At 65.6% G+C, this 13,375-nt stretch carries 12 protein-coding genes; 6 read left to right on the forward strand and 6 right to left on the reverse strand.

Annotated features, from left to right (window positions below; all coding sequences use genetic code 11):
• Positions 1 to 59: 59 nt before the first annotated feature.
• The 4 genes from malQ (at position 60) to RRU_RS08350 (ending at position 6,032) form a co-directional block, all read left to right on the forward strand.
• Positions 60 to 2,159 carry a 4-alpha-glucanotransferase gene (malQ, locus tag RRU_RS08335; RefSeq protein WP_014626205.1) on the forward strand — a complete coding sequence of 700 codons (2,100 nt, stop codon included), beginning with the start codon at positions 60 to 62 and terminating at the stop codon, positions 2,157 to 2,159.
• An 8-nt stretch (positions 2,160 to 2,167) separates the two neighbouring features.
• Positions 2,168 to 4,774: a mechanosensitive ion channel family protein gene (locus RRU_RS08340; protein WP_011389298.1), complete on the forward strand. Its 2,607-nt coding sequence runs from the start codon at positions 2,168 to 2,170 to the stop codon at positions 4,772 to 4,774.
• Between the two features lie 86 nt (positions 4,775 to 4,860).
• Positions 4,861 to 5,163, forward strand: a complete 303-nt coding sequence (locus RRU_RS08345; protein ID WP_011389299.1) for a hypothetical protein — start codon at positions 4,861 to 4,863, stop codon at positions 5,161 to 5,163.
• Positions 5,164 to 5,249: 86 nt separating this feature from the next.
• On the forward strand, positions 5,250 to 6,032 hold the full coding sequence (locus tag RRU_RS08350; RefSeq protein WP_011389300.1) for a DNA alkylation repair protein: 783 nt from the start codon (positions 5,250 to 5,252) through the stop codon (positions 6,030 to 6,032).
• An 89-nt stretch (positions 6,033 to 6,121) separates the two neighbouring features.
• Here the strand turns inward: RRU_RS08350 and RRU_RS08355 are convergent, their stop codons facing one another.
• The 3 genes from RRU_RS08355 to metC are packed head-to-tail and all read right to left on the reverse strand — an operon-like array spanning position 6,122 to position 8,825.
• Positions 6,122 to 7,222 carry a CobW family GTP-binding protein gene (locus RRU_RS08355; protein ID WP_011389301.1) on the reverse strand — a complete coding sequence of 367 codons (1,101 nt, stop codon included), beginning with the start codon at positions 7,220 to 7,222 and terminating at the stop codon, positions 6,122 to 6,124.
• Positions 7,219 to 7,650, reverse strand: coding sequence for a phosphoribosyl-AMP cyclohydrolase (hisI, locus tag RRU_RS08360; RefSeq protein ID WP_011389302.1), 432 nt, complete (start codon positions 7,648 to 7,650; stop codon positions 7,219 to 7,221). Before hisI ends, RRU_RS08355 begins: the two co-directional genes overlap by 4 nt.
• Positions 7,647 to 8,825 (reverse strand): cystathionine beta-lyase, encoded by a 1,179-nt coding sequence (gene metC / locus RRU_RS08365; protein ID WP_011389303.1) that lies wholly within the window; start codon positions 8,823 to 8,825, stop codon positions 7,647 to 7,649. The genes hisI and metC overlap by 4 nt, the downstream gene beginning before the upstream one ends.
• A gap of 421 nt (positions 8,826 to 9,246) precedes the next feature.
• On the opposite strand from metC, the gene RRU_RS08370 reads away from it, so the two are divergent.
• On the forward strand, positions 9,247 to 9,546 hold the full coding sequence (locus RRU_RS08370) for a hypothetical protein (protein WP_011389304.1): 300 nt from the start codon (positions 9,247 to 9,249) through the stop codon (positions 9,544 to 9,546).
• Between the two features lie 27 nt (positions 9,547 to 9,573).
• Here the strand turns inward: RRU_RS08370 and sseA are convergent, their stop codons facing one another.
• Both sseA and RRU_RS08380 read right to left on the reverse strand, forming a co-directional pair.
• A complete protein-coding gene (sseA, locus tag RRU_RS08375; RefSeq protein WP_011389305.1) occupies positions 9,574 to 10,431 on the reverse strand; it encodes a 3-mercaptopyruvate sulfurtransferase in 858 nt (285 codons plus the stop codon).
• 61 nt (positions 10,432 to 10,492) lie between these two features.
• On the reverse strand, positions 10,493 to 11,476 hold the full coding sequence (locus tag RRU_RS08380) for a cysteine synthase A (RefSeq protein WP_011389306.1): 984 nt from the start codon (positions 11,474 to 11,476) through the stop codon (positions 10,493 to 10,495).
• Between the two features lie 347 nt (positions 11,477 to 11,823).
• Here RRU_RS08380 and RRU_RS08385 point away from each other — a divergent pair, with 347 nt between their 5' ends.
• Positions 11,824 to 12,723 carry a DUF1289 domain-containing protein gene (locus RRU_RS08385; RefSeq protein ID WP_269147146.1) on the forward strand — a complete coding sequence of 300 codons (900 nt, stop codon included), beginning with the start codon at positions 11,824 to 11,826 and terminating at the stop codon, positions 12,721 to 12,723.
• 65 nt (positions 12,724 to 12,788) lie between these two features.
• Here RRU_RS08385 and RRU_RS08390 read toward each other — a convergent pair whose 3' ends face one another.
• A complete protein-coding gene (locus RRU_RS08390) occupies positions 12,789 to 13,043 on the reverse strand; it encodes a hypothetical protein (RefSeq protein ID WP_011389308.1) in 255 nt (84 codons plus the stop codon).
• Positions 13,044 to 13,375: the final 332 nt, after the last annotated feature.

The following is a 13,375-nucleotide window of genomic DNA, read 5'->3' on the forward strand; positions in this document are numbered from 1 at the left end:
GGGTTCTTGCGGAACGGGCAGGGGTTATCGACCGCTGTTATGATGCTTTCGGATCGTTGATGGTCGCCCCCGACGCGGCGCTGAAGGCGGCTTTGGCGGCTTTGGGCTGGCCGGCGGAGGACGAGGCGCAGGCGGCGCGGTCGCTGGCCGCCCTTGAGGCCGCCCCCTGGGCCGAGGCGCTGCCGCCTTGCGTCATCCATCGCCTGGGTGACACGCCCGCCGTCCTGACGGTGCCGGTGGTGACGACGGGCGACTCGTTTGGCCCCGGCCGCTGGAGTCTGACCCCCGAGGAGGGAGCGCAAGCCCTACCGGCGACCGGGACCTTCGATCCACAAAGCCTGACGGTCGAGGAGTCGGGGCCGGAGGGTAAGACACGGCGCCGCCTTGACCTCGGCCTCGATCTGCCGATGGGGTATCATCGCCTGCGCGTCGAGGGACTTGCCCCGACGGCGCTGGAGACCGTGCTGATCGTCGCGCCCAGGCGCTGTTGGCTGCCCGAGGGCTGGGAAGACCGCGAGGGGCCGCGTTTGTGGGGCGTGGCGACCCAGGTTCATGGCCTGCGCAGTCTCAACGACTGGGGAATGGGCGATTTCGACTCGTTGGCCGTGCTGGCGCGGCTGACCGGCCGCCAGGGCGGTGATCTGTTGGGCGTCAGCCCGCTTCACGCGCTGTTTCCGGCCCGCCCGCTTCATGCCAGCCCCTATTCGCCCAACTCCCGGCTGTTCCTCAATCCGCTCTATATCTCGATCCCCAGCGTTCCGGAATACGACCTCAGCCCCGAGCTTGCCGCCTTCACCAACGATCTCGGCGCCCTTCAGCAGCCCGAACTGATCGATCTCGCGGCGGTCGCCGAGGGCAAATGGTCGGCTTTGGCCATTCTTCACCGGCGTTTTGTCGCCCAGCACCTCGGACGGCGGACGCCGCGCGGCCAAGCCTTTACCGCCTTCCTGAAAGAGGGCGGGGAGCACCTTGAAAAATTTGCCATTTTCCAGACCCTGTCCGAGCACTTCAAGGAGAGGGGGTGGTCGTGGCGCGACTGGCCGGCTGAGTTTCACGATCCGGCGGCGCCGGCGGTGGCCGCGTTCGCCGGCGAGCAGGCGGCCCGGGTGCTGTTCCATCAATGGTGCCAGTTCGAGGCCGATCGCCAATTGGCGCTGGTGGCCAAGGCTGCGGCCGATGCCGGTCAGCGCGTCGGGCTGTACCGCGACCTCGCCCTGGGGTCCGATCCCACCGGCGCCGATTGCTGGGCCCTGCGCGGGGTCATGGCCGAGGGGTTGTCGGTGGGCGCCCCCCCCGATCCGTGGAACGCCAAGGGCCAGAACTGGGGATTCCCGCCCTTTCACCCCGGCCACCTGCGCCAAGCCGCCTATCAGCCCTTCGCCCGGATGATCCGCGCCAATATGCGCGAGGCCGGGGCCCTGCGCATGGATCATGTGCTGGGGCTGATGCGGCTGTTTTGCATTCCCTGGGGGATGGAGGGCCGCGAGGGCTTCTATCTGAGGATGCCCTTCGAGGATCTTCTGGCCGTTCTCGCCCTGGAAAGCCACCGGGCGCGCTGCATCGTCGTTGGCGAAGATCTGGGCACCGTGCCCGACGGCTTCCGCGATCGCATGCGCGAGGCGGCGGTGCTGTCTTATCGGTTGTTCTTCTTTGAACGGGGCCACGATCAGGCGCTGACCCCCCCGGAAGCCTATCCCCGCTTGGCCACCGTCGCCGCGTCGACCCATGATCTGCCGACCCTGGCCGGGTTCTGGGCCGGGCGCGATCTGGCGTGGAAAAACGACCTCGATCTGTTTCCCTCCGAGCAGGCGCGCAACGCCGAAAGCATGGATCGCCACAACGATCGGCCGCGAATCCGCGCGACTCTGGCGGCGGCGGGAACGCCGCTGTCTGACCCCGGGACCTTCACGCCCCCCCCCGAACTGGTGCCGGCGGTGACGGCGTGGCTGGCCCGCACCCCCAGCCTTATTCTCATGCTTCAAATTGAAGACGTGCTGGAAATGCCCGAACAGGCCAATATGCCGGGAACCATCGATCAGCATCCCAACTGGCGCCGACGAATTCCGCTGGCGGTGGAGGCTTTGGAGGTGGACGGAAGGCTGGGCCGTCTGGCATGTATCCTGGCGTCCCACGGACGGGGGGCGGCAGCAAAAAGGTAAAGAAGACCATGCGGTGCGTATGGGCGGCGGTAGCCGCCGTGTTCTGTCTTGTCGCCGTGGCCTTGCCGGTCTCGGCGCAGACCTCCCCGGGCCCGGCGGCGACCACGGCCGCCGCCGCTCCGGAAGTCCCGGTGCTCGACCGCCTCAAAAAGGCGGCGGCGACCTGGGAACCGACGCTCAATGACGTCGACAAGCGGCTGAATCGGCCGCTCTCGGGACGGGACGCCGAAACCCTTGACGCTCTGGCGTCCCGGCTGCGCGCCGTGCGCGACGAGGCGGTGCTGTTTCGGCAGGCCGCCACCGATCGCTTGGCCGAGACCGAAAAGCTGATCGAGGCCCTGGGGCCGCCGCCGAAAGACGGCGAGGGCGAAGAAGCCAAGGATATGAAGGCCCGCCGCCAGTCCTATACGGATTTGCTGGGGACGTGGAAATCCCGTCAGGCCGATATCGAGGTCAGCGCCGCCCGCGCCGAGACCCTGCTCAACCGCATCTCGGAAATCCGGCGCCGCACCCTGGTGACCAGCCTCTTCGATCCGACTCCGCTGCCCTGGATGCCCGATGTTCTGGCCCAGGGGGGGCCGGAGTTGATCGACGGGCTGGTGGCCATCGCCGCTTCGCCGGTGAATTGGTACCAGTCGGGGGACGAAGCCGATCGCCGCAAGGCGGCCTTCAACGCCATCGGCGTCTGGATCATCCTGGCCGGTGGAACCGGCTGGGTGGTGCGTTGGTGGGTGCAACGGCGCTTCGGCCGCCGCCCCGATATCGAAAATCCGCCCTATGGCCGGCGGCTGATCGCCGCCCTGGCCGAAGCCACCGCCGAGGGCATCATTCCCGCCCTGGTGCTGGGCGGCATGATCGCCTGGATCACCAAGACCTGGACCGACGATCAGGGCTTGTTCACCCGCGTCATGCTCGGCGGCCTGTTCAATGTCTTGCTTGTTCTCATCACCCGGGCGGTGACGCGGGCGGCGCTATCCCCGGGTCTGCCGTCCTGGCGGCTGACCGACCACGGCGATCAGCAGGCCTCGAAGCTCGCCCATATCGTCGTCGTCCTGGCGATGGTGGTGGCGGTCGACCGCTTCATGACCGGCCTCGCCGGTGACATGCCGCCCTCCGACGCCTCGACCTGGATCGTCTCGGCGCTGTTCAAGCTGTTTGAGGGACTGATCCTCATCCGGCTGAGCAATGCCGATCTGTGGGCGCGGCCCAAGCCCGAGGACGGGGCCGAAGACGGCGCTCCCAAGGTCCAGCCGCTGGCCACGCCCTCCCAGGAGGACGACGAGGCCAAGGCGGGCGAGGGGGCTTTCCGCCTGTTGCTGCTGCTGGTGCGTCTGGCCGTCATGCTGGTCACCGTGGTCGGCATGATGGCCGGTCTGGTCGGTTATGGCCGTTTGGGCATCTTCCTGATCGACGGCCTGCTGGCCACCTGCGCCATTCTTGGCGCCGCCCTGGTGCTGCGCGGCCTTCTTCATGAACTGATCGGCGTCGCCGTCACTTGGTCGTGGCTGCGTGACCGGGCTGGGTATGAAGGTCCGTCGCTCAACAAGATGAAGTTCTGGCTGCAGGCGCTGTTCGATCCGCTGCTCATCGTGGGCGTGGTGATGGTGGCCTCGCCCAGTTGGGGGGTGCCCTGGCGCGATGTTCTGGACGGCACGGTGACCTTGCTCACCGGCGTCACCATCGGCAGCGTCCGCATCTCCATCGTCGATATCGCCGTTGGCATCCTGGTCTTCCTGGTCGCCATGGCGATCACCCGGGTGGCCCAGGGCACCTTGCAGCGCAAGGTGTTGAGCCAAACCGGCATGGACGCCGGGGTGCGCCACTCGCTGACGGCGGTGCTCGGCTATATCGGATTGGTCGCCGCCGCCGCCCTGGCGGTGGGAACCATGGGCATCGACCTGACCAACATCGCCCTGATCGCCGGCGCGTTGTCGGTGGGTATCGGTTTTGGTTTGCAAAACATCGTCAACAACTTCGTCTCGGGTTTGATCATTTTGGTCGAGCGCCCGGTGAAGGTTGGCGACTGGGTGATCATCGGCTCGCATGAGGGTCTGGTGAAGCGCATCAGTTTCCGCGCGACCGAGCTTGAGACCTTTACCCAGGCCTCGGTGGTTATCCCCAACGCCGAAATCCTGTCCTCGCCGTTCACCAACCTCACCTTGCGCAATCGCCTGGGACGCATCGACGTCAGCGTCCTGGTGATTATGAACAGCGATACCCGCAAGGTCCGCGACCTGTTGCTCGAGATCGCCCGGGCCCATCCCCAGGTGCTGACCCTGCCCGCGCCCTGGGTGGTGCTCAAGGCTTTCGCCGATACCGGGCTCGAATTCGAGGTGCGGAGCTATACCTCGAACGTGATGAACCGGGGCACGATCGCCAGCGACATGCGCCTTGAGATCGATCGCCGCTTCCGCGAGGAGGGGGTGATCATGCCCGCTCCGCTGCGGCCGATCATCACCCCGGGCACCGGCTCCGTCGAACAGACGGCGGCCGACCATGATCTGCCCGCCGGCGCGCGGCCGGTCGAGGAAAAGCCGGTGGCCGAAAGCAAGCCGGTCGAGGTGAAAAAGCCCGCGGCTGGCGGCCGACCGGCCACGACCGGCGACAGCCGTTGAGTCTGTCCGATCAGGGGGGTAGTCTCTTGCTATCCCCCTGGCGGCGGGGCATTCGGGCCTCGCCCCGGTTCTAAAGAGGATCGGACATGCCCTTTATCGCCTATGGCCTTGCCGGTCTTGTCGTCGTCATCGGTGTTTGGCTGGGCCTTGGCGCCCTGGTGACGCCGCTTCCGGCCGATAGCATGACCGCCGCTGCCGGTGGCGCGGCCGGGATGGCTGCGGCCGGGCAGGACGCGGTGCTGTGGATCGGCGGGGCGCTGTGCATCGCGGTGACGCTGATCCTGCTGGGCCGCATCGTCGCCCTGCTTGGCCGGCTGAACCACCTGAGCGAAGAGGCGATGGGCCAGATCGACGCCGCCGGCGATGATCTTCCCCGCCCGCTGTTTTAACCAGGGCGGATTCCAAGCGGTCTGGAACAGGGGGCCCTTCGCTCCCCTGACAAGGACCTCTTGTCCAGTTCCCAATCAGAGGTCCCATGGCAAAATCCCCCGCCGCCGGCCAAGGGCGTGGTGTCGGCGATATCGATCCCATCCGTCTTGCCCATCTCAATGCCGGAGGGGGGGCGACGACGACGCTGACGGAAAGCCTTGCCGTTGATTTCGCCGCCGTGATGCGCGCCACCCTGCCCGATCTTGGCGAGGCGGCGGCGGTTCTCGACGGCGCCGCCACCCTGGGCATTACCAAACGCATGGCGCTGGCCGCCGGTCTGATCCTTGAGCGCCTGGGTCCAGGCGCGGTCGAGCGGTTGGCGGAGAGCCCGTCCGATACCCTGCGCGGCTGGGCCTGTTTCGTGATCGGTCAGGGCGCCTACGACAGCCTTGCCCAGCGCCTGCGCGCGATCCGCCCCTTTGCCGACGATGGCCATTTCGGGGTGCGGGAATGGTCGTGGCTGGCCTTGCGCCCCCATATCGCCGCCGATCCCCAGGCCGCCATCGCCGCCCTTGTCCCATGGACGGCCGAACCCTCGGACAACGTGCGGCGCTTCGCCTGCGAGGCGACGCGGCCGCGCGGCGTGTGGTGCGCCCATATCGCCGCCTTGAAAAAAGCCCCGGAGCAAGGCTTGCCGATTCTGGAGCCCCTGCGCGCCGATGCCGCCCGCTATGTTCAGGACTCGGTGGGCAATTGGCTGAACGACGCCGGCAAGGATCAGCCGGCGTGGCTGCGCGCCCTGTGCGACCGTTGGCGGGCAGAAAGCCCCGAAGCCTCAACCCTGAGGATTTGCGCCCGCGCCTCGCGCTCCCTAGATCAAACTGCGTGAAATGGCCCCCATTCAACGCAGTTTGATCTAAATTCAATAGATTAGAGCGGCGCGCAAGGCTGACAAGCAAGCGCGAGGGGCGGTATTTTTTAGTCGAGTAGAACCTCCTGGCCGCCGAGGGCGGCGCGCAGCAGCCCCTCGACGGTGGCGCGGTCGAGATCGCGGGTGATGAAGACCAGCTTCGAGGTTTTCGGTTCGCCGGCCGGCCAAGCGGGCAAAGGAACGGGCGGGTGAAAGACGTGTTGGACGCCATGAACGGCGATCGGCCGGTCCTGGCCGATGACATCCAAGATCCCCTTGATCCGCAACAGATCTTCGCCCTTGCTTGAAATCAGCATCTCGAGGGCGGAGACGAAAAGCTCCCAATCGAGCGGTTCGTCGAAGGTCAGGCAGAACGAGGAAATCCGCGCATCATGGCGGTTCACGTCATGAGGGTGGTGGTCATGGTGGTGATCGTGACCATGATCATGGTCGTGGTGATCGTGATCGTGATGGTGTCCATGCCCATGGTGCTGCTCGTCGCGGTCGCGATAGGCCTCGTCGCGCAGCCATTGCGCCACGTCGGGGGCCTTGCCGCTGCTGGAGAACAGGCCGCAGTCAAGCAGGGCGTCGGGATGGATATCGCCCTCGATGGCTTCCAGCACGATGGCCGCCGGGTTGAGCGCCTTCAGCCGGGCCTTGAGCGCCGCGCTATCTTCGACAAGATCGGTCTTGCTCAGCACCAGCCTATCGGCGACGGCGGCCTGCTTGACCGCTTCGATATGCTCATCAAGCTCTTTCTCGCCGTTGACGGCGTCGATCACCGTGACCACCCCGTCAAGACGGAAGCGCCCGCCAATCAGTGGGTCGGTCATCAGGGTGTGGATGATCGGCGCCGGATCGGCAAGGCCGGTGGTTTCGATGGCTAGCCGCTGGAACTCGGGCACATCGCCGCGCACCCGCTTCAAGAACAGATCGTGCAGCGCCGTGACCATGTCGCCGCGCACGGTGCAGCACAGGCACCCGGCGTTGAGCAAAACGATGTCCTCGTCGACCTGACGCACCAGCAGGTGGTCCAGGCCGACCTCGCCGAATTCATTGATGACCACGGCGGTTTCGCCCATCGCCGGATGGCGCAGCAGACGATTAAGCAAGGTGCTTTTGCCGCTGCCCAAAAAACCGGTCAGGATGGTTACGGGAATGGTCATCATGGGTGGGAGTGTCCTTCCGCGCCGTACAGGGCTTCGGGGGTGACCAGCGGCGCGCTGACCACGGTGATCTCGCCTGTCGGCCCGACCTCGTTGAAAAAGCAACTGCGCCGCCCGGTATGGCAGGCCACGCCCGTCTGGTCGACAAGCAGCAAGATGGTGTCGCCGTCGCAATCGAGGCGGAGCGCCAGGACCTTCTGGGTCTGGCCCGAGCTTTCGCCCTTGCGCCACAGCCGTCCGCGCGAGCGCGACCAGTAACAGGCCTTGCCAGTCACCAGGGTTTCCTCAAGGGCCTCGCGGTTCATCCAGGCCATCATCAGAACCTCGCCGCTGTCATGCTGCTGGGCGATGACCGGCACCAATCCATCGGCGGTGAACCTCACCGCCGCCCATAGGGCGGCGGTTTCGGCGAGGGCGGAGGTGTTCTTCATTGATCCAGGGCCTTTTCACCCAGGCGGTCGAGGCCGGCGCGCAGATCGGCGATCAGATCGGCCGGGTCTTCCAGGCCGATATGCAGGCGCAGCGACGGGCCCTGATGGGTCCATTGGGTGGCGGTGCGCTCGATGGCGCCGCGGGTCGGGATGACCAAGCTTTCATAGCCACCCCAGGAATAGCCCATGGCGAACAGCGTCATATGGTCGAGCATATGGGCGACCTGCTCTTCCGTTCCCGCCTTCAGCAGCACGCCAAACAGCCCCGAGGCGCCGGTGAAATCACGCGTCCACAAGGCATGGCCGGGATCATCGGGCAGGGCGGGGTAAAGCACGCGCTCGACCTCGGGCTGGCTTTGCAGCCAAGTGGCGACCGCCAGGGCCGAGCGCTGATGGCGCTCCAGCCGGGCCGAGAGCGTGCGCAGGCCGCGCAGGCCAAGGAAGGCCTCCTCCGATCCGGTGGCATAGCCAAAGGAGCCCAAGGTGTCCTTGATCGCCAGGAACCAATCGCGCTGGCGCACGGAAATGGTGCCGAGCATGGCGTCGGAATGGCCGACGATATATTTCGTCGCCGCCTGGATCGACACGTCGACGCCCTTGGAAAAGGGCTCGAAGAAAAGCGGCGAGGCCCAGGTGTTATCGAGCAGCACCAGGGCGCCCTTGGCGTGGGCCTCGCCCGCGATGGCGGGAATATCCTGGACCTGGAAGGTATGGCTGCCCGGCGATTCGCAATAGACGATCTTGGTGTTGGGCCGGATCAAGGCGGCGATGCCCGCGCCGATCAGCGGATCGTAATAGGTGGTCTCGACGCCGAAATTCTTGAGGAAAACATCGCAGAACTTGCGGGTCGGCCAATAGACCGTATCGACCATCAACAGGTGGTCGCCCTGCTTGAGGAAGGTGAGCAGGGCTCCGGCCACCGCGCCCATGCCCGACGAGGTGGCGGCGCAATGGGTCGCGCCTTCGAGGGCGGCCACGGCCTCTTCCAGCGCGGCCGTCGTCGGCGTGCCGTAGCGGCCGTAATAGGTGGTCTCGAAACGGATGGCGTGCTTGCGCTTGAGGTCGGCCACGGTCGGGAAGGTGACGGTCGAGGCGCGATAGGCCGGAACATTGACGACGCCATCGAACCGCTGGGGGTCGCGGCCGCTATGGACGACGGTGGTATCTTGTTTCATGGGAACTCCAGGGGGTAGGACGTCAAACCGCAGGGGTCCCCTACATTAACGCCGCTTCGTCGCCGCGCCATCCCCTTCCCTTGGGCGGCGATGGTTCGCGGCCGCTAACCGGTCAAAGACTTCACAAGTCATTTGCGTAAAGGTCGGTGATCCACCAAAGAGCGCAAGGATACTTCCGCGTAATCATTTGATTAAAAAGCACGTCTTTGGCGAAAAGAAGGTGTTGCGGAAATACAACGAGAGCAAAAAGCGTCCGGAGCGGCGGCCAGGGGAAAGATTTTTTATGGAACCCCCCGATGCTTTTGGCTATTGTGCAGCGCAACAGAACATTCGGACGAGGGGTGTCACGTCAAGACCCCCCGCCATCGACCCTTGAGGAGGCGTCTGAATTTTTTTGAGCTTTTCTCGAAGGATTCGGACGATGAGCGCTATGCCGACCGCCTACCATGCCCGCAACCTGTTCTCCCTGACCATGGAGACCCGGTTCGGCGCCCATTGGCACAAGACCCTGGCCCCGGAAACGGTGGCGGCCCTGGCCGATGAGATCGCCCTTGGCTTCAACGGCCAGATCGAAGGCCCGGCCTATACCCTGTCGGGTGGGGCGGCGCCGACCCAATGGCGTTTTCCCGATGGGTCGGTTGCCCGCACCGGCCAGTTCGGCCTGGATATGGACGATGACGAGGCCGATCACGGGCTGGCCCGTGGCGAAGCCGCCCAATAAACCGCCGTCGCGGCGCTGGGCGGGCCGTTAGGGAGCGGTCGGATAATCGGCTAGACCGCTCCATTCGAACCACGATCCGTCATAGACCGCGACGGTCTCGTGCCCAAGCTGGGCGGCGGCCAGGGCGATGACGCAGGCGCTGACCCCGCTGCCGCAGGTGGCGATCAGCGGTTTGCCAAGATCGACTCCGGCTTTGGCGAAGGCCTGGGTCAGGATCTCGCGGTCGGCCAGCCGGCCATGCTCGCTGGCCACCACCAGATCGGTGTAAGGCAGGTTGATCGATCCCGGAATATGCCCGACCCGGGCGACCGGCCAGGGTTCGGGGGCGGTGGCGGTGAAACGGCCGCTTGAGCGGGCGTCGACCACCTGGGCCCGGCCGCTTTCCACCGCCTCGCGCACCTGGGACGCCGTGCGCATCAGGGTATTGTCCAGGCGGGCGGTGAAATGGCGTCGCCCATGCAGGCGGGGCAGATCGTCGGTCGGGCGGCCCTCGGCCTGCCAGGCTCCCAGGCCGCCATCAAGAACCGAGACCTCGGTCTGACCAAACAGCCGGAACATCCACCACACCCGGGCCGCGGCCATGGCCCCGCCGTTGCGGTCATAGACGACGAGTCGCTGACCATCGCCGATCCCCAATCCCCGGCAGGCCGACGAGAAAACCTCGGGGGCCGGCAGGCTATGCGGCTTGGGTTGGCTGGTGTCGGCTACGGCGTTGATATCAAAGAAGATCGCCCCGGGAATATGGGCGGCCTCGTACTCCTGGTGGGCGTCGCGGCCGCTGGCCGGCATGAAATAGCTGGCATCGATGATGCGCAGATCGGGGGCGTCGAGATGATCGTGGAGCCACTGGGGGGTGACCAGGGCTTCGGTGCGCGAACGGGTCATGAACGTCGGCTCCTTTCGTGAACTATCATGGTCTGTTGGCCGGTGGACCGGGATCGCCGGCTCAGGCCAGCCAGTCGGGAACCGGCAGGGCTTTCGAGCGCAGGAAATCGGGGTTGAACAGCTTGCTTTGGTAGCGTTGGGCGCCGTCGCACAGAATGGTGACCACCCGGCTGCCCTTGGGCAGGGTAAGGGCGACCTTCATCGCCGCCGCGACGTTGACGCCACTCGATCCGCCTAGCATCAGGCCGTCTTCACGGACCATGGCGAAGATCGCCTCCAGCGCTTCGGCGTCGCCTATCCGCACCGCCTCGTCAAGCGGAGCGTCGCGCAGATTGGCGGTCACCCGTCCCTGGCCGATGCCCTCGGTCACCGATCCGCCCTCGGCCTTCAACTCGCCGCTGGTGATCCAGCTATAAAGGGCCGAGCCGAAAGGGTCGGCCAGCACCACTTTGATGGCCGGGTCATGGGCCTTGAGGGCGAGGGCGACGCCGGCCAGGGTGCCGCCGGTGCCGACGGCGCAGGTGAAGGCATCCAGCCGCCCTTCGCATTGCTCGATGATTTCCCGTCCCGTCGTGGCGCGGTGCCCGTCGCGATTGGCCGTATTGTCGAATTGATTGGCCCAAAAGCCGCCCAATTCCTTGGCCAGGGTTTCGGAGTAGCGCACGTAATTGCCGGGATCCTTATAGGGCCGGGCGGCAACCAGCCGCAGATCGGCCCCGCACAGGCGCAGGGCGTCCTTTTTTTCCTGGCTTTGGGTTTCGGGCATGACGATCACCGTCTTGCAGCCGATGGCGTTGCCGACCAGGGTCAGGCCGATTCCCGTATTGCCGGCCGTGCCTTCGACGATGGTGCCGCCGGGCGCGAGGGCGCCGCGCTCCAGGGCGTCGGTGATGATGGCCAGGGCGGCGCGGTCCTTGACCGAACCGCCGGGATTGAGAAACTCGGCCTTGCCTAAAATTTCCCGACCGGTGATCCGCGAGGCCCAGGGCAGACGAATAAGCGGGGTTCCACCGATGGTGCCCAGAAAGCCGTCGCGAATGGTCATGGAATCCTGATCCCAGAAAGAAAGGGGTGAACGAAGGACGCTCTTTCAAATTGAAAGGGTGTCACGTCGCTCTCGCCGATCAAGGGAAAACAGCGTCCGGCCAGGATGTTTCCGTCATGTTCTTCTCCCCAGGCGGGCGCGACCGATCATTCCGGGACAGCTCGATCATCGCTAGGATGGCCGATAGGATTTGCATTGATACCCGGGCGGTTCTATCACGGGCGCGCGTGTGCGGTGGGCGGGCGCCACCGCGCGGGCGAGCCCCGGACTGAAGGGGCGCCAAGGCGCGCCTTTCCATGTTTTTTTATCCTGTCGCCTGAACAAGGACCTTGCCGATGATCGGTGCCATGCCTTCGCCTTGTATCGGAATTTGCAAGATGACGGACGACGGATCGCTCTGCGTCGGCTGCGCCCGCACCGCCGAGGAGATCGCCCAGTGGTCGGCCCTTGAGGGCGACGCCAAGTTGACGGTCTTTCGCGATCTTCCCCGCCGGCGCGCGGAGAGCGGCCTGGGCTTTCCGGTTCTTGGCCATCCGGTGGCGGCCCTCGATCGCCTGATCCTCGGGTCGCTCGACAAGCGCGGGGCGGTTTGGCGAATCGGCGTGCCCGCCGCCTTTGGCGAGTTCAATCTCGGCGATGGCTCGGTGGTGACCGCCCGGCTTTGGGAATACGGCGGCGACGCCGTCAGTGGCTGCGGCGGTGTGCGGGTGGTGCTTGATCACACCTCGCAGAAGATCAAAATGATCGGCCAGACCAACGACTCGGGCGTCGTCGAGCGCATCGATCTCTGTCTCTATACCCGCAAGGCCGCGATGTCGCACCGCAGCCAGATCTGTGAGATCGGCCTCGATACCGAAGCCTTGCGCACCGGCGATCGCCGAGGAACCCTGTTCGACCTCGGGCTGGGCCTGCCCCATGTCGATTTCTGCGTGCGCGTCGAGGAGGCCTCGCTGCTTGAGCTGCTGCGCGCCCATTGCGGCACCAGCCTGCTTGACCCGGCCTCGCCGGTGCTGGAGGCCATTCGCCAAGCCTCGCCCCAGCGCGTGCTGCTGACGCGCATGGGCCGGGTCGAGGCCTGGACGCCGCTGCCGGGCCCCGGCGAGCCGCCGCTTGATGGTCCCCATACCCATCTCGACCTTCAGGCCCTGGCCGAGGGCGCGACCCGTGCGGCCGATTCGCCGGTGCCGGCCACCCTTTACCCGGTCATCTCGCTGTTTCCCGGACAGCGGGTGGCCCTGGCCGCCTGACGGCTAGCCAAACGCCAAAAGGCCACGCTTGCGCCTTGTGCCGCCCGGGCCCCGGGGGGGATGGGTCAGTTGGGCATTGGCCGGGGCGGCACCCGCCGGTAAAAGGCGGTGTCGCGCAGGGCCGAGAGCGATATCGTGCGATAGCTGCCCGCGCCCTCGCCTTGGCGGACAAGCCGGGCGTGGGGCGGACCATCGGTTCTTTCGACGATTTGCTGGACGACCCAGACGGTTTGATAGTTTTCGTCGCTCTTGGTGAAGCAGTCATTCAATTGAACACTCTCTCCGCCGAGAGACGGCCAGCGCGATCCCAAGATCCACACTTTCTATCCCTTTTCTTTTAGAGGTTTCCCCGCGATCCACAGTCCTTTGATGACGGTGACGTTTTTTTGGCCGATGTCTGGAGCGACGATGGGGGCTTCGATCAGAGGAAAGGCTCGTTCCTTGACGCGCAGTGATCGAAAGCCCGCAGACCTTCCATTATCGGCTTTTTTTTCAGAAATGGGCGATTTTGTTATCATTGATCGAAAATTCGGCTTTTTCAATCGGCCCGAAATCAGTATCCCAAGCCGGCATTCTGTCTTATGCAAGACCGGAGACATCCGGGGCGCCCCCGGCGGCGCTCCATACTTGTCTCTGTTTCGGAGGCGCCATG

It is taken from the genome of Rhodospirillum rubrum ATCC 11170, from assembly GCF_000013085.1.
Lineage (GTDB): Bacteria > Pseudomonadota > Alphaproteobacteria > Rhodospirillales > Rhodospirillaceae > Rhodospirillum > Rhodospirillum rubrum.